This window comes from Streptomyces sp. NPDC005706 (assembly GCF_040631045.1).
In the GTDB taxonomy this organism is placed as follows: Bacteria; Actinomycetota; Actinomycetes; order Streptomycetales; family Streptomycetaceae; genus Streptomyces.
This window is the reverse complement of sequence record NZ_JBEXYS010000001.1, coordinates 491,601-509,913: the sequence shown is the minus strand read 5'-3', so window position 1 is coordinate 509,913 and position 18,313 is coordinate 491,601. Positions and strand designations below refer to the sequence as shown.

The 18,313-nt window shown below is 71.6% G+C and carries 16 protein-coding genes and 2 tRNA genes; 4 read left to right on the top strand and 14 right to left on the bottom strand.

Going from position 1 to position 18,313, the window contains the following annotated elements; translation table 11 throughout:
- Positions 1-27 precede the first annotated feature (27 nt).
- On the bottom strand, positions 28-762 hold the full coding sequence (locus tag ABZ478_RS02240; protein WP_359544606.1) for a hypothetical protein: 735 nt from the start codon (positions 760-762) through the stop codon (positions 28-30).
- A 152-nt stretch (positions 763-914) separates the two neighbouring features.
- Entirely contained in the window at positions 915-3,785 is a 2,871-nt protein-coding gene (gene leuS / locus ABZ478_RS02235) for a leucine--tRNA ligase (RefSeq protein ID WP_359544605.1), read from the bottom strand.
- Positions 3,786-4,213: 428 nt separating this feature from the next.
- On the opposite strand from leuS, the gene ABZ478_RS02230 reads away from it, so the two are divergent.
- A complete protein-coding gene (locus ABZ478_RS02230) occupies positions 4,214-5,506 on the top strand; it encodes a cytochrome b/b6 domain-containing protein (protein ID WP_359544604.1) in 1,293 nt (430 codons plus the stop codon).
- Positions 5,503-7,113, top strand: coding sequence for an NADH-ubiquinone oxidoreductase-F iron-sulfur binding region domain-containing protein (locus ABZ478_RS02225; protein WP_359544603.1), 1,611 nt, complete (start codon positions 5,503-5,505; stop codon positions 7,111-7,113). Before ABZ478_RS02230 ends, ABZ478_RS02225 begins: the two co-directional genes overlap by 4 nt.
- Positions 7,114-7,300: 187 nt before the next feature.
- Here ABZ478_RS02225 and ABZ478_RS02220 read toward each other — a convergent pair.
- A tRNA-Ala gene (locus ABZ478_RS02220) sits at positions 7,301-7,373 on the bottom strand.
- Positions 7,374-7,487: 114 nt separating this feature from the next.
- Here ABZ478_RS02220 and ABZ478_RS02215 point away from each other — a divergent pair.
- On the top strand, positions 7,488-8,717 hold the full coding sequence (locus ABZ478_RS02215; RefSeq protein ID WP_359544602.1) for a glycosyltransferase 87 family protein: 1,230 nt from the start codon (positions 7,488-7,490) through the stop codon (positions 8,715-8,717).
- Here the strand turns inward: ABZ478_RS02215 and ABZ478_RS02210 are convergent.
- From ABZ478_RS02210 to ABZ478_RS02175, 8 genes are all read right to left on the bottom strand, one after another.
- Complete coding sequence (locus tag ABZ478_RS02210) at positions 8,696-8,929, bottom strand: hypothetical protein (RefSeq protein WP_006136074.1); 234 nt, start codon at positions 8,927-8,929, stop codon at positions 8,696-8,698. The two genes, ABZ478_RS02215 and ABZ478_RS02210, sit on opposite strands and share 22 nt — an antisense overlap.
- Positions 8,930-9,481: 552 nt before the next feature.
- Positions 9,482-9,554 (bottom strand) — tRNA-Ala (locus tag ABZ478_RS02205).
- 130 nt (positions 9,555-9,684) lie between these two features.
- Entirely contained in the window at positions 9,685-10,353 is a 669-nt protein-coding gene (locus ABZ478_RS02200; RefSeq protein WP_359544601.1) for a histidine phosphatase family protein, read from the bottom strand.
- A complete protein-coding gene (rsfS, locus tag ABZ478_RS02195; protein WP_359544600.1) occupies positions 10,350-10,796 on the bottom strand; it encodes a ribosome silencing factor in 447 nt (148 codons plus the stop codon). Before rsfS ends, ABZ478_RS02200 begins: the two co-directional genes overlap by 4 nt.
- A gap of 98 nt (positions 10,797-10,894) precedes the next feature.
- The gene (locus tag ABZ478_RS02190) at positions 10,895-12,631 is read right to left on the bottom strand and encodes a LytR C-terminal domain-containing protein (RefSeq protein WP_359544599.1); all 1,737 of its coding nucleotides are present in this window, start codon (positions 12,629-12,631) and stop codon (positions 10,895-10,897) included.
- A 16-nt stretch (positions 12,632-12,647) separates the two neighbouring features.
- Positions 12,648-13,310, bottom strand: a complete 663-nt coding sequence (gene nadD / locus ABZ478_RS02185; RefSeq protein ID WP_359544598.1) for a nicotinate-nucleotide adenylyltransferase — start codon at positions 13,308-13,310, stop codon at positions 12,648-12,650.
- Between the two features lie 56 nt (positions 13,311-13,366).
- Positions 13,367-13,531 carry a hypothetical protein gene (locus ABZ478_RS02180; protein WP_351659421.1) on the bottom strand — a complete coding sequence of 55 codons (165 nt, stop codon included), beginning with the start codon at positions 13,529-13,531 and terminating at the stop codon, positions 13,367-13,369.
- Positions 13,532-13,674: 143 nt separating this feature from the next.
- Positions 13,675-13,839 (bottom strand): hypothetical protein, encoded by a 165-nt coding sequence (locus tag ABZ478_RS02175; RefSeq protein WP_358927355.1) that lies wholly within the window; start codon positions 13,837-13,839, stop codon positions 13,675-13,677.
- A gap of 102 nt (positions 13,840-13,941) precedes the next feature.
- On the opposite strand from ABZ478_RS02175, the gene ABZ478_RS02170 reads away from it, so the two are divergent.
- Positions 13,942-15,060 (top strand): M48 family metallopeptidase, encoded by a 1,119-nt coding sequence (locus ABZ478_RS02170; RefSeq protein WP_359544597.1) that lies wholly within the window; start codon positions 13,942-13,944, stop codon positions 15,058-15,060.
- 45 nt (positions 15,061-15,105) lie between these two features.
- Here ABZ478_RS02170 and ABZ478_RS02165 read toward each other — a convergent pair whose 3' ends face one another.
- The 3 genes from ABZ478_RS02165 to ABZ478_RS02155 all read right to left on the bottom strand — a co-directional run bounded on the left by ABZ478_RS02165 (position 15,106) and on the right by ABZ478_RS02155 (position 18,234).
- Positions 15,106-16,176 carry a hypothetical protein gene (locus ABZ478_RS02165; protein ID WP_359544596.1) on the bottom strand — a complete coding sequence of 357 codons (1,071 nt, stop codon included), beginning with the start codon at positions 16,174-16,176 and terminating at the stop codon, positions 15,106-15,108.
- An 89-nt stretch (positions 16,177-16,265) separates the two neighbouring features.
- Positions 16,266-16,865: a hypothetical protein gene (locus ABZ478_RS02160; protein ID WP_359544595.1), complete on the bottom strand. Its 600-nt coding sequence runs from the start codon at positions 16,863-16,865 to the stop codon at positions 16,266-16,268.
- A gap of 82 nt (positions 16,866-16,947) precedes the next feature.
- Complete coding sequence (locus ABZ478_RS02155; RefSeq protein WP_359544594.1) at positions 16,948-18,234, bottom strand: glutamate-5-semialdehyde dehydrogenase; 1,287 nt, start codon at positions 18,232-18,234, stop codon at positions 16,948-16,950.
- Positions 18,235-18,313 lie beyond the last annotated feature (79 nt).

Below are 18,313 nucleotides of genomic sequence, written 5' to 3'. Positions count from 1 at the left end.
CCCTGTCCGCCTCCCGGAGCGGTCCGGTCAAGTGGTGCTCTCCGGGCGCGGTTTCTTCTGCCAGGGGTAGGCCGGGCGCGGCGCGGGCGGGGTGAGCGCGGCCGGGGCCGGCGTCTCCTCGGAGCGGGGTGCTCGCGGATCGGTCCCGGGCTGCCGGCCGGCGGTGCCGTCGGCCGCGGGGGCGTCCGGCCACGGCTGCGGCGCCTGCTGGGGTTCGGGCTGCGTCCAGTGCCGCAGGGCGCCCGTCTCGATGTCGATCTGCGCGCTGAGCGAGTCCAGGTCGTCCTCGGCGAAGCGGTGGGCCCGGTCGCGGGCCGCCCAGCGGAGCGAGTCCGCGGAGTGGGTGATCCGCTCCGTGCGACGGCGCAGTCCGGGAAGGTGCGCGGCGAGCGTCGCCCGGTCCGGCTCGGACTCCAGGCGCTTGAGGTCGGCGTCCAGTTCCTGCCCGAGCGCGCTGAGCCGCTGGAAGAGGCCGAGGGACTCCCGGAGCGACTCGTCCTCCGCCACGCCCGCGTGCAGCGCGTCCTGGGTGGCGCGCATCGAGCCGCGCAGCGCGAGCCGCAGCTGGGCGATCTCACCGGCCGGGCCGGCCTGGGCGATGGATTTGGCGCGCAGGGTGTGGTCCTCGACCGTGCGGCGGGCCTGCGCGATCGTGCGGTCCACACCGCGCTTGGCGGCGCCGACCGCCTTGACCGTCACGTACGCGCCGAGGCCGATGAAGACCAGGAACAGCAGGGCGAACACGGTGATCACAGTTTCCATGCCGCTCCTCCTCAGCCCGGTGGGGCTTTCACAGCTTGTGCTCTCCACGGTAAACGCAGCGGGCAGGCCCGGGGTTCCGGAAGAACCCCGAACCTGCCCGTAGGGGACTACCCCGAGGTGCCCGCACCCCGGCCCCAGACGCGCTCACGCGCTCACGCGGTAACGATGTTCACCAGCTTCGGCGCCCGCACGATCACCTTGCGGATGGCCGCGCCGTCCAGCGCGGCGACGACCTTCTCGTCCGCCAGCGCCGCCTTCTCCAGCTCCTCGTCGGAGATGGCCGGCGACACCTCCAGACGGGCCTTGACCTTGCCCTTGACCTGCACGACACAGGTCACGGTCTCGTCCACCACGTACCGCGGGTCGGCGACCGGGAAGTCCCGGTGGACGACCGAGTCGGTGTGGCCCAGCTTGCGCCACAGCTCCTCGGCGACGTGCGGGGCCAGCGGGGCGACCAGCAGCACCAGCGGTTCGGCGACCGAGCGGGACAGCTCGCCACCGGCCTTGGTCAGGTGGTTGTTCAGCTCGGTCACCTTGGCGATGGCGGTGTTGAAACGCAGGCCCTCCAGGTCCTGGCGCACGCCGTCGATCGCCTTGTGCAGGGCGCGCAGCGTCTCCTCGCCGGGCTCGGCGTCGGTGACGGTGACCTCGCCGGTGCTCTCGTCCACGATGTTGCGCCACAGCCGCTGCAGCAGCCGGAACTGGCCGACCACCGCGCGCGTGTCCCACGGCCGCGACACGTCCAGCGGACCCATCGCCATCTCGTACAGGCGCAGCGTGTCTGCGCCGTACTCGGCGGCGATCTCGTCCGGAGTCACCGCGTTCTTCAGGGACTTGCCCATCTTGCCCAGCAGGCGGGTGACCTTCTCGCCCTGGAAGTAGTAGGCGCCGTCCCGCTCCTCGACCTCGGCGGCCGGCACCGCGATGCCGCGGCTGTCGCGGTAGACGTAGGCCTGGATCATGCCCTGGTTGAACAGCTTGTGGAACGGCTCCGCGGAGGAGACGTGCCCCAGGTCGAACAGGACCTTGGACCAGAAGCGCGCGTACAGCAGGTGCAGCACGGCGTGCTCGGCGCCGCCGACGTACAGGTCGACACCGCCGTGCGGCAGGCCCTCGCGCGGGCCCATCCAGTACCGCTCGATGTCGGGGTCGACCAGCTGCCGGTCGTTGTGCGGGTCCAGGTAGCGGAACTCGTACCAGCAGGAACCGGCCCAGTTGGGCATGGTGTTGGTCTCGCGGCGGTACTTCTTCGGCCCGTCGCCCAGGTCCAGGGTGACGTTGACCCACTCGTCGTTGCGCGACAGCGGGGTCTCGGGCTGGGTGTCGGCGTCGTCCGGGTCGAAGGTGCGCGGGCTGTAGTCCTCGACCTCGGGCAGCTCCAGCGGCAGCATCGACTCGGGCAGCGCGTGGGCGACGCCGTCCTCGTCGTAGACGATCGGGAAGGGCTCGCCCCAGTAGCGCTGGCGGCTGAACAGCCAGTCGCGCAGGCGGAAGTTGACGGTGCCCTCGCCGATGCCCCGGCGCTCCAGCCACTCGGTGATGCGGGCCTTGGCCTCGGTGACGCCCAGGCCGTCCAGGGAGATGTCGTCGTTGGCGGAGTTGATGATCTTCGCGTCGTACGACCCGAAGGCGTCCTCCCAGGTGGAGGTGTCCGTGCCGCGGCCGTCGGTGGGCTCGACGACGCAGTGGATCGGCAGTTCGAAGGCGCGCGCGAACTCGAAGTCGCGCTGGTCGCCCGCCGGGACGGCCATGATCGCGCCGGTGCCGTAGCCCATCAGCACGTAGTCGGCGATGAAGACGGGGACCTGCTCGCCGTTGACCGGGTTGGTGGCGTACGCGCCGATGAAAACGCCGGTCTTGTCCTTGGCCTCGGCCTGCCGCTCGACGTCCGACTTGGAGACGGCCTGCGCGCGGTAGGCGGCGACGGCCTCGGTGGGCGTGGCGTGGCCGCCGGTCCACACCTGGTGGGTGCCCTCGGGCCAGGCCTGCGGCGTGAACTTCTCGACCAGCGGGTGTTCGGGGGCCAGCACCATGTAGGTCGCGCCGAACAGCGTGTCGGGGCGGGTGGTGAAGACCGTGATGCGCTCGCCGTCCACGGGGAAGTCGACGCGGGCGCCCTCGGAGCGGCCGATCCAGTTGCGCTGCTGCAGCTTGATGGCCTCGGGCCAGTCCAGCGCCTCCAGGTCCTCCAGCAGCCGGTCGGCGTAGGCGGTGATGCGCATGTTCCACTGACGCAGCTTGGCCTTGAAGACCGGGTAGTTGCCGCGCTCGGAGCGGCCGTCGGCGGTGACCTCCTCGTTGGCCAGCACGGTGCCCAGGCCGGGGCACCAGTTGACCGGCGCGTCGGAGGCGTAGGCCAGGCGGTACTCGCCCAGGACCTCGGCGCGCTCGACGGCGCTCAGCTCGTGCCAGGGGCGCCCGCCGGGCACCGCGCGCTCACCGGCCTCGAACCGGGCGACCAGCTCGGAGATCGGGCGCGCCGCCCCGGCCTCGTCGTCGTACCAGGAGTTGAAGATCTGCAGGAAGATCCACTGGGTCCACTTGTAGTACTCCGGGTCGATCGTCGCGAACGACCGGCGCTTGTCGTGGCCCAGGCCCAGCCGGCGCAGCTGGGCCTTCATGTTCTCGATGTTCGCCTCGGTGGACACGCGCGGGTGCGTGCCGGTCTGCACGGCGTACTGCTCGGCGGGCAGGCCGAAGGCGTCGAAGCCCAGGGTGTGCAGGACGTTGTGGCCGGTCATCCGCTGGAACCGGGCGTAGACGTCGGTGGCGATGTAGCCCAGGGGGTGACCAACGTGCAGGCCCGCGCCCGAGGGGTACGGGAACATGTCCATGATGAACTTCTTGGGCCTGGCGGCCAGCTCGGGGTCACCGGCCAGATCGCCCTTGGGGTTCGGCGCCGCGTAGGTGCCGTCGGCGTCCCAGAAGTCCTGCCAGCGTGCCTCGATCTCGGCCGCCATGGCGGCCGTGTAGCGGTGCGGCGCGGCCACCTCGGCGGTGGCAGCGGGGTTCGTCTCGCTCATGATCCTCAAAGCTCCATCGATCGTCTCTGCCTGCGGCTGCCAGCGGCTGTGACACTCAGGAAACGAAAAATCCCCTCGCACAGGAGGGGACGCCGCGCCGATGCCGACCACACGGTTCGACCGGTGGGTCGGTACTGATCAGCGCGGCCCGCTAAGCAGAAGGCGTACGGCACGCATGGCGCTAGGGTACCGCAGCCCTTGAGCAAGCCGCGACGCGCTTCCGTATGCCTGGTGGACATGTCACATCGCCCGCCCGCAACTGAACCAAGGTCAGAGATTACTTCGCGTAACAGCCACTAAGGGACACCGTTCCAGTCGCATTGTCCTTTGATAACAACGCAATAACTCAAAGCTCCTACTGATCGGTATGGCGCCACTTAGAGTTCGGCAGCGGGACCGCTTTCCCGAAACTGCTCGGAGTTGCCCCCATGAACCCTCGTCGTAGTAACAGCTCGCTCCCCAAGCCGGGCCGGTCGGCCTATGGGGTGGCGTCCGCCGTCGTCCTGCTGCTCATACCCGTGGTCGTGCTGGTCGGAAGCAGCCAGTTCCAGGAGTTCCTGAACTTCGGAGCGGGCGTGCTGTCCCTGGTCTCGCTGAGCTGTTCGGTGATCTGGGGGCTCTTCGCCCAGGACCGGATCTTCCTGAACACGCGCCAGCGGATCATCGGCCAGGCGGTGCACCGGACGACCGCGGTCGCCTCCATCGCGTTCCTGCTGCTGCACATCACCACCAAGATCGCGCTGGACCACACCAAGCTGATCGCCGCGATCATCCCGTTCTCGCTCGGCGTCACCGGAAGCGGCGGCCTGATCGGCCTGGGCTCGCTGGCGGGCCTGCTGATGATCTTCGTGGGCGTGACCGGCGCCCTGCGCAGCAACTTCGCCACGCCGGCCCCGGTCGCCGCCCGCTGGCGGGCGATGCACATGCTGGCCTATCCGGCCTGGTGCGCGGCGCTGGTGCACGGGCTCTACGCGGGTCGCCAGGCCAAGCCGGTCTTCGTGATCCTCTACAGTCTGTCCCTGCTCGGCGTGATGGGCGCGCTGGCGCTGCGCTCGGCCCCGCGCCCCGTCAAGCGCAGGGTCGCCGACCGGCTCGTCGCCGTCCTGGGCAGCTCGGAGCGACGGGGGTTCGACGAGCTGGAGGCGAGCCGCTCGCGGGTCACCGAGTCCGCCCTGCCGGGCTTCGAGTCCCGGCGCGAGCCGAGGCCGTCGCCGGACGGCCCGCAGGCCGGTCCCGGGGCCGCGCCGCTGTACCAGACCCCCGCCGCGCCCGCCGCCGAGCCGGCGTCCGGCTTCGCGGCCGCCTATCGCGCGGTGTCCACGCCGGGCCGTCCCCAGCAGCCGTTCACGGCCGACCGGACCGCGCGCATGGATCTGCCACTGGACCTGCAGGCCACGGAGGCGATGGCGCGCGTGGACGGCCCGTCGAGCACCTCGGGGAGCTGGCCGATCCCGTCCCCGCCGCCGGTCGGCGAGGCCCCGCCGTCGGCGTACGACCCGCTCCAGGACACCGGATACAACATCCCGGCCTATGGCAATCCGGGCACCGGCGGATACGGCGGACGTGACGTGTACGACACCGGTGAGACGAACGCCGCCTACGAGACGTACAACTCGGGTGACACGTTCAACAGCGGTCCCGCCACCGAAACAAACCCCGGCATGTACGACGCGCCGGGTTCGGGCGAACCTTGGAACACGCCTTCCGGAGGCTATAGGTGAACGAGGCCCTGCCCGACGTCCCGGAAGTCCGCGTGGTCGGCCTTCCCCAGCTGACCTCGGGCTTCGACCTTGTGGAGCGGCTCGACCTGCCCATGCACCTGAAGGTGCACGGCCCTCTCGACCCGCTGGGCGGCGAGCAGCTCGCCCAGCTCGCCGAGCGCATCGGCCTCAAGGGCCGCGGCGGCGCGGGCTTCCCGTTCCACAGGAAGCTGCGCTCGGTCGCCGAGGCGGCGATCAAGCGCGGGGTGCGGCCGGTCGTCGTCGTCAACGGCAGTGAGGACGAACCGGCCTGCCGCAAGGACACGGTGCTCATCAACCGTGCCCCGCACCTCATCCTGGACGGTGCCCTGCTGTGCGCCGAGGCGCTCGGCGCCCGCACGCTCGTGATCGGGGTCACCCGGGAGTCCACCCAGCGCTCCATGGAGGCCGCGCTGGCCGAGCGCGGTCTGAGCAACAGCCGCAGATCGGCACTGCGCGCGTGGGTGCAGCGCAACCCGGTCCGGATGGTCACTGGCGCCGCCGCGTCGCTGATCCGTTCGGTCGACGGCGGCCCGGCCATCCCGCCCGGCCGCAAGATCAGCGCCTCGCAGAGCGGCGTCGGCGGGGCGCCCACGCTGCTGTCGAACGCGGAGACGTTCGCGCAGCTCGCCATCGCCGCCCGCATCGGCCCCGAGCGCTACGGCAACACCGGCCTGTACGACGAGCCGGGCACCGTCATGCTCACCGTCTCCGGAGCGGTCGCCCGGCCGATGGTGCTCGAGGTCCCCACGGGCGTGCCGCTGCGCTACGTCCTCCAGCTGGCCGGCGCCCCGCCGGTGCCGCAGGGCGTGCTGACCGGCGGCTACCACGGCAAGTGGATCGACGCCGCGACCGTCAACGAGGCGATCGTCTCCCGCAACTCGCTGGACGCGGTGGGAGGTTCGCTGGGCGCCGGCGCGATCCTGCCGATCAGCCAGGAGACCTGCCCGCTGGGCGAGTCCCTGCGGGTGGCCCAGTGGCTGGCCGAGGAGAGCGCCGGCCAGTGCGGCCCCTGCTACCTGGGACTGCCCGCCGCCGCGCGCGGCTTGGAGGACATCCTGAACGGCGGCGGACCGGCCGCCCTGGAGGCGCTGAAGCAGGTCGCGAAGAACGTGAAGCGGCGCGGGGCGTGTTCGCACCCCGACGGCTCCGCGATGTTCCTGGAGTCGACCATCAAGGCGTTCACCGACGACCTGGCCGCGCACGTCCTCGGGAACGGCTGCGGACGGCCCGTGGAGGGCGTGCTGCCGCTCTTCGAGGGGGGCAGGGCGCCCACGGGCATCCCGGGCGGCGCGGAGCCCGAGGAGACCGGCGGCAGCCGCCAGAAGATCTACGTCGACTGGACGCTGTGCCGGGGCCACGGCCTCTGCGCCGACATCCTCCCCGAGGTCTTCGAGCTCGGCGCGGACGGCTTCCCGACGGTGGCGCAGGCTCAGGTGCCGCGCTACGCCGAGGCGAAGGCCCTGCGCGCGGTGCGCCGCTGCCCCGCCCTGGCGCTGCGCATCGAGGAGGACACCCGCGGCCAGGCGCCGTCACGCAACCTGCCCGTCCTCTCCCAGGGTCGGGGCCGGCGGGCCCTCGGCCGCTGACGGCACGACCGCGCGCGTCAGGGGGCCGTCCGGCCGGGCGACCCCCGTCGCGCGCGCCGGAGCACACGCGCGCGTGCGAGCCGAACGCGGTGGCGAACACATCCGTGACAGGGAACGCGGCAGGAAACGTGACAGGAAACACGTCGAAGGCGGATCATCCGTCCGGATGATCCGCCTTCGATTTCTGTGGAGCTAAGGAGAATTGAACTCCTGACCTCCTGCATGCCATGCAGGCGCTCTACCAACTGAGCTATAGCCCCTTGTTTTGTTCCGCCCGGTTTCCCCGGCGGCGACGCCAACATTACACGGTCCCCGGGGTGCAGTACCAAATCGGTTTCCGCTTGGCTCCCATACGGGGGCTAATGTCAGCTTTCGTGACCCTTACAGCGTTCCCCGCAGCCCGGCGCCGCGTGCCGGTGGCGGCGGGCGCCTGCCTGGTGTCGTTCACGGCGTTCTGGCTGGCCCAGCGGGCCGCGCACGTGTCGATGATCGACCTGATGGTGTACCGCGCCGAGGGCGCCACCGTCCTCGCGGGCGGTGATCTGTACGCGCTGCGGGCGACCGCCGCGCACCTGCCCACCACCTATCCCCCGTTCGCCGCCCTGCTCTTCACGGCGTTGACGCTGCCGGACACCGCGGTCCTGCGCGCGCTGGCCACGGCCGGGAACCTGGTCCTGCTGCTGGTGTTCGTCCGGCTGTCCCTGAGACTCGCCGGCCACACGCGCGTGGAGAGCGTCTGGTGGGTCGCGGCGGGGGCCGTCTGGTGCGAGCCGGTGTGGACGACCCTGCGCTACGGCCAGGTCAACCTGCTGCTGGCCACGGCGGTGCTGTGGGACCTGACCCGCCGCCCCGCCGACGGCCACGGCCGCTGGGCCGGTGCGGGGCTCGGGCTCGCCGCCGCGGTGAAGCTGACGCCGGCGCTGTTCCCGGTGTTCCTGGTCACCACGGGGATCGTGGCCCGGCTGCGGGGCGGCGACGGGGAGCCGTGGCTGCGTCACGCGCGCGGGGCGGCCGCCGCGTTCGCCGGCGCCACGCTGCTCGCGGCGGCCGCCCTGCCGTACGACTCGTGGCGGTTCTGGACGGACACGGTGCTCCGCTCGGACCGGGTGGGGCACGCCGAGGACACCGCCAACCAGGCCCTGCGCGGCGTTCTGGCGCGCCTGCTGCACACTCCGGACCCGGGAACCGCCTGGACGGCCTGCGCGGTCGCGGTGACCGCCGTGGGGCTCGCGGTGGCGGTGACGGCGGAGCTGCGCGGGCTGCGGGCCTGGGCGGTGTGCGCCTGCGCGGCCACCGCGCTGCTGGTCAGCCCGGTGTCGTGGACGCACCACTGGGTGTGGTGCGTGCCCCTGGTGCTGCTGCTGTGGACGCGCGGACACCGGGCGGCGGCCGTGGGCACGGCCCTGGTGTTCTGCTCGTACGCCCCCTGGTGGGTGCCGCACGGCCCGGCTCGGCCCGAACTGCACCAGAGCGGCGCCCAGATGACGCTCTCCGCCCTCTACGCGGGGGCCGCCGTGCTGTTCCTGGCGCTGGCCCGGACCTCGACATCGTTGCCGGTGCGACGGCAGGGGTCAGCGACACGTCAAGCGGTGACGAAGGAGTAGAACCTCTTGAGCGTGCAGTGCTCCTCGAGCAGACGGCCGTAGATCGGCTCGCCCTCCAGCTCGCGGTAGGTCTCGATCGGGTCCCCTTTTATGATCAGCGCTCGCGCGCATTCCTCGCACCAGTACTGGTAGTCGGGGTTGATCGGCTCCATGTCACGGACGATCGGCGTACCACTGCCGCACCAGTCGCACTTTCGCCTGTGTGCACCCATCGATCAGCTCCAGCTGTGGCCGCAGGCCGTGCACACGAAGGAGATTCCGCCATTGTCGCCGAGAACTTGCGCCACATGCCCGGAACCGCAGGAAGGGCAGCTGAGCCGGGTGGTGGTGTCCCGTATCAACGCAGCATCGAGGAGGTGGCCGACCTCCCCGAGGATGCTCGCAGGCATCGCTACTCCTCCCGTCGGGCCGCGCCCCCTTCCGGCCGTTTGATTCTGCCACGGCCGGGCCGATACGGTCAGCGACGCCTCGGTACCGGTCCGGACACGGCGGCCCTTGCGGCCGGGCCGGCCGGTGTCCGCGCGCCCCGCCGGAAACGCCTCCGTGGAGGTATACGCCCGCGGGACCCCAGGTGACTCAAGCCGGTACGGGACCAGTCTGCCCAACATCGCCCCGCCGGGTCAGCCGGACCAGCCGGTAACGCGAGGACGGGCCGTCCGCAACAGGTCACGTGGCACAGTCGCCGGAACACAGAGGATCCCGCCCCCTGAGGGGGACGGGATCGTCATCATCGATCTCTGACAACTCGACAGAGTGTCGATCCGTGGAGCTAAGGAGAATTGAACTCCTGACCTCCTGCATGCCATGCAGGCGCTCTACCAACTGAGCTATAGCCCCTTGTCCCACGCGGCGAGCCGCATGGTGTTTCGCCCCGCTCGGCGGGGCGAACAAGAAGAACTTTAGCCTGTGACCTGCCGGAAAGTGAAATCCGGGTCCCCGGGTGGAGAACGGCGGGCCCGCGGGCCGTTCAGTCGTCGTCGCCGAGGACGGGCTCCGGGAGGGTGCCCGCGTTGTGCTCCAGCAGGCGCCAGCCGCGGGCGCCCTCACCGAGCACGGACCAGCAGCAGTTGGACAGGCCGCCGAGGCTCTCCCAGTGCGGGGCCTCGAGGCCGAGGAGCCGGCCGATGGTGGTGCGGATGGTGCCGCCGTGGCTGACCACCACGAGGGTGCCGTCCTCGGGCAGCTTGTCGGCGTGCCGCAGCACGACGGGAGCGGCGCGGTCGGCGACCTCGGTCTCCAGCTCACCGCCGCCGCGGCGGACCGCCTCGCCGCGCTTCCACGCCGCGTACTCCTCGCCGTGACGGGTGATGATCTCGTCGTGCGTCAGCCCCTGCCAGACGCCCGCGTAGGTCTCGCGCAGGCCCTCGTCGCGGGCGACGTCGAGCCCGGTGAGGGCGGCCAGCTCGGCGGCCGTGTCCGCGGCCCGTCGCAGGTCGGAGGAGACGATCGCGTCGGGACCGAGGGAGGCCAGCAGCCGGGCGGCGCGGCGGGCCTGGCCGATGCCGGTCTCCGTCAGTTCGACGTCCGTGCTGCCCTGGAAGCGGCGTTCGACGTTCCACGAGGTCTGGCCGTGCCGCCACAGGATGACGCGGCGGCCCCGGCCCCTGCGGTCGGTCACCTCGCCGGTGGCACTCATCGCCAGTCCCCGTCCGGCTCCTCGGCGGCCTCGGTGGCCTGCAGCTTGGCGTGCTCCTCGGCCTTGCCGCGAGTGGCCTTGGCGTCGGCGGGCAGCTCGAGCTCGGGGCAGTCCTTCCACAGCCGCTCCAGGGCGTAGAAGACCCGCTCCTCGCTGTGCTGGACGTGGACGACGATGTCGATGTAGTCGAGCAGGATCCAGCGGGACTCGCGGTCGCCCTCGCGGCGAACGGGCTTCGCGCCGAGTTCCTTCAGCAGGCGCTCCTCGATCTCGTCGACGATCGCCCGGACCTGGCGGTCGTTCGGCGCTGAGGCCAGCAGGAATGCGTCCGTGATCGACAGCACGTCGCTGACGTCGTAGGCGATGACGTCGTGGGCGAGCTTGTCGGCCGCCGCCTGGGCGGCGGTGTTGATGAGATCGATGGAACGGTCGGTGGCGGTCACTACGCGGCTTTCGGTCGGCGGTCTGTTGACCTCAAGGGTCTCACGGACCGCCGGGGCACCCACGCGATTACGCGTCGCGTGGGTGCCCCGGCCCCCGGTCAGGAGGAGGCGGGCCGGTAGTCGCCGCCGAGGACGACCGAGACGTCCGCGCCGGAGGACACGGTGCCCTTGGCCACGGAGCCGGCCGGCAGGCCCAGCGTCTTGGCGACCTCGGCGGCGTCCGCCTTGTGGGCGGCGTCGGCGTAGAGCACCTGGGAGGTGGTCCGGGCGCCGGACGCGGTGCCGCCTTCGAGAAAGGTGAAGCCACCGTTCAGGAGCACGACGCGGGCCTTCTCGGTGTCGTCCTTCACACCGGTGGCGTTCTGCACGGAGACCCGCACCGCCGATCCCGCTTCGGGGCTCTTGGCGGTGCCGCCGAGGATGTCCTTGACCACGCTGTCGCCGGTCGAGGCGCTCAGGGTGCCGTCGGTCTGCACGGGCAGCAGGGCCGTCCGGTAGTCGCCGCCCTTGGCGAGGTCGGCGAGGCCCGCGAGGAAGGAGCCGAGGTCCTTGTCGGTCAGCGGCGGGTCGAGGATCTGCGCCAGTGTCTGCACGGTGGTGGTGGCGGCCGCCGGCTCGGACGAGAGCTTGCGGAGCACGCCCTGCATGACCTGTCCGAACCGCTCGAGCTGGGCGTTCTGGGACTCGCCGGACGCGCGGTAGGTGGCGTAGGCGACGGCCATCTTGCCGCTGAGGGTCTGCGCCTTGCCCCGGTGGACCAGCGCGGAGGAACCCTTCTTCTTGGCGTCCGGGTCGGGCACGTCGGTGTCGGTGTCGATGTCGATGTTGCCGACCAGGTCGACGAGGTTCTGCAGGTACGGGGTGTCCAGGCGCCAGGTGCCCTGGATGCTGGTCCCGAGGACGGTGTCGAGCTGGTCGCGGGTGCCGGAGGCGCCGTCGTCGTCCACGGACTTGGCGAGCGTCGTGGTGGAGCCGTCGTCGCCGCTCAGCGCGAGGGAGTTGGGCAGCAGCACGGTGGTGCCCTGCTTGGTGGTGGTGTTGTCGACCAGCAGTGCCGTGGAGGTGCCGGACTTCCCCGTGTTGTGCAGGTGGACGACGATCACGTCGCGCTTCTGGGCGCCCGCCGGCGTGGCCGTGCCCGTCCTGGAGCCGGAGGAGGACAGGCCGGGCAGCTTCCCGGCGTACCAGAGGTAGCCGACGCCGCCCACGGCGACGAGGGCGAGGACGACGACGAGGGCGATGATCCGGCTGCGGGCGCGGCGGCGGGCCTCCTCGCGGCGCTCGGTGCGGTTCTCGGTGAACGCCAGCCAGTCGATGACGTCCTCGGAGTCGCCGTCGGGCTCCTCGACGAAGGCGAACTGCTCACTGCCGCCGGCCGGTTCGCCGGGGGCGGTGGGGGGCTCGGCGCTCTCGGGCCGCCGCGGGACGGTTACGCCGCCGGGGCCTGCCTGCTGCGGGATGTAGGCGGTCTGTTCGGCCACCCGGGGCTGCTGCCCGCTGGTCGCCGCCTGCCCGTAGGGGTCGTACGGGGCGGAGGTTCCCTGGGCGCCGGTGCCGTAGGCGTCGTACGGGGCCTGGGAGCCGTAGGGGTCGTAGGAGGGCGCGGCGGGCTGCTGCCGGCCGGTGCCGTACGCGTCGTAGGACTGCGGCTGCTGGGGGCCCGTCGCGTACGGGTCGTAGCCGTAGCCCTGCTGGGCGTACGGGTCGTAGGACTGCTGTGGCGCCTGCTGTGCCGGGATCTGCCGGTACACGGGCTGCCCGTACTCGTCGTAGCCGACGAGTTCGTAAGGGGCGGCGCCCTGGTCGGCGTCATCCGCGTCGTATCGGTCGTTCACCGGTGCCCCTCTCGGCTCACTCGCCGCGGTACAGCTCGCGCTTGTCGATGTAACGCACGACTCCGTCCGGCACCATGTACCAGATGGGGTCGCCCTTGGCGACCCTCGCGCGGCAGTCCGTCGAGGAGATGGCGAGCGCGGGAACCTCGACGAGCGAGACGCCGCCCTCCGGCAGCCCCTGGTCGGTCAGGTGGTGGCCCGGGCGCGTGACGCCGATGAAGTGCGCGAGGGAGAACAGCTCCTCGGAGTCCCGCCAGGTGAGGATCTGGCCGAGGGCGTCGGCGCCGGTGATGAAGAACAGGTCGGTGTCGGGGTTGAGGGCCCGCAGGTCGCGCAGGGTGTCCACGGTGTAGGTGGGGCCGCCGCGGTCGATGTCGATGCGGCTGACCGAGAACTGCGGGTTCTCGGCGGTGGCGATGACCGTCATCAGGTAGCGGTCCTCGGCCGGGGAGACCTTCCCGTGGGACTTCTGCCACGGCTGGCCGGTGGGCACGAACACCACCTCGTCCAGCTGGAACTGGGCGGCGACCTCGCTGGCCGCCACGAGGTGCCCGTGGTGGATCGGGTCGAACGTTCCGCCCATGACGCCGAGGCGGCGCTTGCCCGTGTGGGCCGGGCCGTTGCCCGGGCGTGGCACCCGGGTGTGCGCCGGGCCGGTGGGCGTGTCCTGCTGCTCCATGCGTGCAGACCCTACCGGCCCGGTCCGAGGGCCCTGGCCGGGGACGGGGTCCCGGTTCAGCGGTCGCGGTTGAAGCGGGTGGTGATCCACAGCAGGAGCAGCAGGATGATCAGCGCTCCGCCGCCGGTGACCGCCGGGTTCAGGCTGTTGTGGTTGCCACCGTGCTCCTCACCCTCGGCGGCGAGGGTGACCAGCTGGGCGGCGGCGAGGTGGAGGCTCATCAGCACGACCTATCGCGTGTGGGCGGGATGAAGATGTCGGCTCATCGTAAGCGGGCGGCCCGGCGGAGATCACCCCGACTCCGTCGTCGCGGCGGACGCGGGGCGTCCCGGGTGCGCCACGGGCGGGGAACTTCCCCGGCCCGTCAGTCGTCCTTCTGCTTGTAGCCGCGCAGCAGGAGCCATGCGGTCAGTGCGCAGCCGAGGAACATCACGATCAGAACGATCCGGAGCAGATTGCCCGATCCGTGCTGCTGGGCGGCGGTGCCGGCGGCCTCGGTCAGCCAGGTGGCCGGGGGGCGGTACTCCATGACGTGGTCTCCTTCGCTGTACTGCCCGTCCACGGTATCTCCGCCTAGGCTGGCCCCTGCCTCGGGGGCGACAGTGGCACTGACACGCACATGGGGGAAGACATGTCCGACGACGGCCGTGAGCAGACCGGGCACGAGCGCGTGCCGAGCAGGCAGCGCAGGCGCTTCCCGGGGATCTCCTCGCGTGCCTACGAGCATCCGGCCGACCGGTCGGCGCTGGTGGCGCTGCGAAAGCTGAGCGGGTTCGACACCGTCTTCAAGGCGCTCAGCGGGCTGCTGCCGGAGCGGAGCCTGAGGCTGCTGTTCCTGTCCGACTCGGTGCGTGTCTCGGAGCGCCAGTTCGCGCACCTGCACGACATGCTGCTGGACGCCTGCTACATCCTGGACCTGGAGAAGGTCCCGCCGATGTACGTCACGCAGGACCCGCAGCCGAACGCGATGTGCATCGGTCTGGACGAGCCGGTCATCGTGGTCACCACGGGCCTGGTCGAGCTGCTCGACGAGGAGGAGATGCGGGCGGTCGTCGGGCACGAGGTGGGGCACGCCCTGTCCGGTCACTCGGTGTACCGCACGATCCTGCTGTTCCTGACGACGCTGGCCCTGAAGGTCGCCTGGATACCGCTGGGCAACATAGCGATCATGGCGCTCGTGACCGCGCTGCGGGAGTGGTTCCGCAAGTCGGAGCTGTCGGCTGACCGGGCCGGGCTGCTGGTGGGGCAGGATCTGCGGGCCTCTATGCGCGGCCTGATGAAGATGGCGGGCGGTAACCATCTGCACGAGATGAACGTGGACGCGTTCCTGGAGCAGGCCGAGGAGTACGAGGCCGGCGGCGATCTGCGCGACTCGGTGCTGAAGATCCTCAACGTGCTGCCCCGCTCGCATCCCTTCGCCACCATCCGGGCCGCGGAGCTGAAGAAGTGGGCCGAGTCCCGGGACCACCAGCGCTTGATGGACGGCCACTACCCGCGGCGCAGCGAGGACAAGGACGCCTCGGTGAGCGACTCCTTCCGTGAGTCCGCCGCGAGCTACGCCAGCGATGTGAAGACCTCGAAGGACCCGCTGATGAAGCTGGTCACGGACCTCGCGGGCGGCGCCGGCGACATCGGCGGCCGGGTCCGCCGCGGTTTCGACGGTTTCCGGAGCCCGGCCCCGCCGAAGGACGGCCCGCAGGACGGACCGCGAGGCGGGTCCGAGCGGGACGGCGAGCGGGACGGCGAGTAGCCGGACCACGGCCCCGGGGTCCGGCCGGGACGTCGGGCCCCGGCGTCAGACCTTGGGCTGGGCCTCGGTGGCCAGCGTGCCGCACAGGGCCGTGGTGCTGTCCGCGGCGTAGGGGTTGGTGCCCGCCGGGCCGCCGCTCCGGGCGGTCTGGCCGGGCAGCAGGGGACGCAGGTAGGAGGTGGCGTCCTCGGCGCAGGACAGCGGGCCCGCCTGGGTGTAGGAGCTTGCCAGCCGGACCTGGCCGACGCGCAGGTCGTCGCGGGTGAACCGGAAGGCCAGCTCGCGGCGGACGGTGAAGAGGGAGACGGCCGCGTCGGCGGCGGCGCCGGCCGGGCGCAGGGCGTAGACGAAGATCGCGTCGGCGCTGATCTCCAGGGTGGCCGTGTCGGTCTCGGCGGCCCGCAGGGTGCCCTGGACACGGATCCGGTCGTCGGCCAGGCGTGCGCGGGAGGGGTCGATGCGGACCAGCCAGCCGGTGGGTGCGTGGCGGCCGTCCGCCGCCGGGTGGCCGAAGCCGCGGTCGAACTGGACGAGCTGGTCGGAGTCGAGCAGGGCCCGGACCGGGCGGACCTGGCGGCCGGTGAGCACATCGGGGTCGAGGGAGGAGCGGACCAGGTAGGTCCTGGCGATGCTCAGGGCGTCGGTGACCTGGCTGTCCGAGAAGTGCGCGGTGCCGCGGGAGGCGGGCAGCGGGATTCCCGCGGCGCCGACCTCGAACTGGGCGGCCGGGCTGTGCGCGTACAGGTACTCGGCGTCGGTGGCGCCGGGCACCTTGCCCCCCGGGACCAGCGGGATGACGGTCATCCGCAGGGGCTCGACGGTGCGCCGGGCCTGCGGGGAGCCGTAGGGGTGGCGGACGCCCATGTAGACGGCGGTGCCGAAGGCGACGGCGATCAGCAGGAAGAGGATCAGGGCCTGCCGGGTCAGCCCCCGGCGCAGCGGCGGGCGGCGGCGCACGGCGGGCGCGTGGTCGGTCATGCGCTCCTGTGCGGAGAACTCCTGGAGGCGGGCAGCGCGGACGAACGATTCGTCGAACACGACGGATCGGTACTCGTCCTCGCCACCTGTGGGGCCGCCCTCGGGTGTCCCCTCCGGTGGGTCTCCAGGCCCGCCCATACTTTCAGGGTAGGTTCCGGGGGCCTCTGGTAAACGCACCGCTGTACGACAACTTCTGACAGGTTCTCACCAAAAAGGTGCGGCGGCTGTCAGGGGGACGGCGGGATCGCCGAGACCACGGGGCGTCCGGTGCCGGCGGGGGCGGAAGGGCGCGCCGCCGCTCCCTGCTCCAGGCCGGTGGAGGCGGGTGACGGCATCCGGTCGCGGGTGCCGGAGGAGGCGCCCCGGTAGACGGCGGCGAAGGCCAGCGCGACCATGCCGACGCCCATCACCAGCGCGAGCACCCAGGCGACGGGCCGGTGCCAGCGGACCTGCTTGCCGTAGGGCCAGAAGGCGCCGCGGTGGTCGCCGTGGGCGTGGTCGTCGTCGAACTCGTCATCGTCCTGATCATGACCGAATCCGGTGCCCTCGAGGCCGTGGCCGTCGTCGTAACGGTCGCCTCCGGCGCGGGCACGGCGGCCTTCCGCCTCGGAGGCCTCGGCTCTGGCCCGGGCCGCGGCCAGGAGGCGTTCGACGGCGGTCGGCTCGTGCACCACGGCCGCCTGCACGAAGGCCTCGTCGAATACCACGGAGGCGAACTCTTCGTCCGACACCCCGCGGTCGTGGTCGTCGTCGGGCTCCCAGCCGTCCGAGAACGGCGTGCCCCCCACGTCCTCCGGCACGGATCCAGAGTAGACCTGGGGGGTCAATTTGGGCAGACGGTACGGAAATTCATCCGCCTGCTGAGACGCCTTTCCGCCAGGCCTCCTCACCGGCGTGCACACGGCTCGGTCAGCGGCGTACGTGTCCGTCGCCGGTGACGATGTACTTCGTGCTGGTCAGCTCCGGCAGGCCCATCGGGCCGCGGGCGTGCAGCTTCTGGGTGGAGATGCCGATCTCCGCGCCGAAGCCGAACTGGCCGCCGTCGGTGAACCGGGTGGAGGCGTTCACGGCGACGGTGGTGGAGTCGACCAGCTGGGTGAAGCGGCGGGCCGCCTGCTGGGAGGTGGTGACGATCGCCTCGGTGTGCCCGGAGGTCCACAGCCGGATGTGCTCGACGGCCTTGTCGAGGGAGTCCACGACGGCGGCGGCGATGTCGTACGACAGGTACTCGGTCTCCCAGTCCTCCGGGGTCGCCTCGACCACGGTGGCCTTGGAGTCCTTGGCGTGGGCCAGCACGCGCTCGTCGGCGTGCACGGTGACCCCGGCCTCGGCCAGGGCGTCGAGGGCCCGCGGCAGGAACTCGGCGGCGATGTCCTGGTGCACCAGGAGGGTCTCGGCGGCGTTGCAGACGCTGACCCGCTGGGCCTTGGAGTTGACCAGGATCTCGATCGCCATGTCGATGTCGGCCTGCGCGTCGACGTAGACGTGGCAGTTTCCGGTGCCGGTCTCGATGACGGGGACCACGGACTCGTTCACCACGGTCTGGATCAGGGAGGCGCCGCCGCGCGGGATGAGCACGTCGACGAGCCCGCGGGCGCGCATCAGCTCACGGACGGAGTCACGGCTCTCGCCGGGCACGAGCTGGACGGCGTCCGCGGGCAGCCCGGCGCCGCCGACGGCGTCCCGGATCACCCGGACGAGGGCGGTGTTGGACTCGTAGGCGGAGGCCGAGCCGCGCAGCAGGACGGCGTTGCCGGACTTCAGGCACAGCGCGGCGGCGTCCACGGTGACGTTCGGGCGGGCCTCGTAGATGATGCCGACCACACCGAGCGGGACGCGGACCTGGCGCAGGTCGATGCCGTTGGGGAGGGTGGAGCCGCGCACCACCTCGCCGACCGGGTCGGGCAGCTTCGCGACGTCGCGGACGTCGGCGGCGATGGCGCGGACACGCTCGGGGGTGAGGGTGAGCCGGTCGACCACGGACTCGCTGGTGCCGTTCTCCCGGGCCTTGGCCACGTCCTTGGCGTTGGCCTCGACGATCTCGCCGGTCCGGACCTCCAGGGCGTCGGCGATGGCGAGCAGCGCGTCGTCCTTCACGGCACGCGGGAGCGGCGCGAGATCGGCGGCCGCGGCCTTGGCCCGGTAGGCGGCCCGGGTGACCGGGGACATCGAGTCGTACGGCGAGAGCGTGGTCATGAGGGGAAGGGTAGTGCGCGGCACCGGGCCGTTCAGCCGTCGTCCCACACCGCGAGACGGGTCAAAAGGGGGTGAAGCC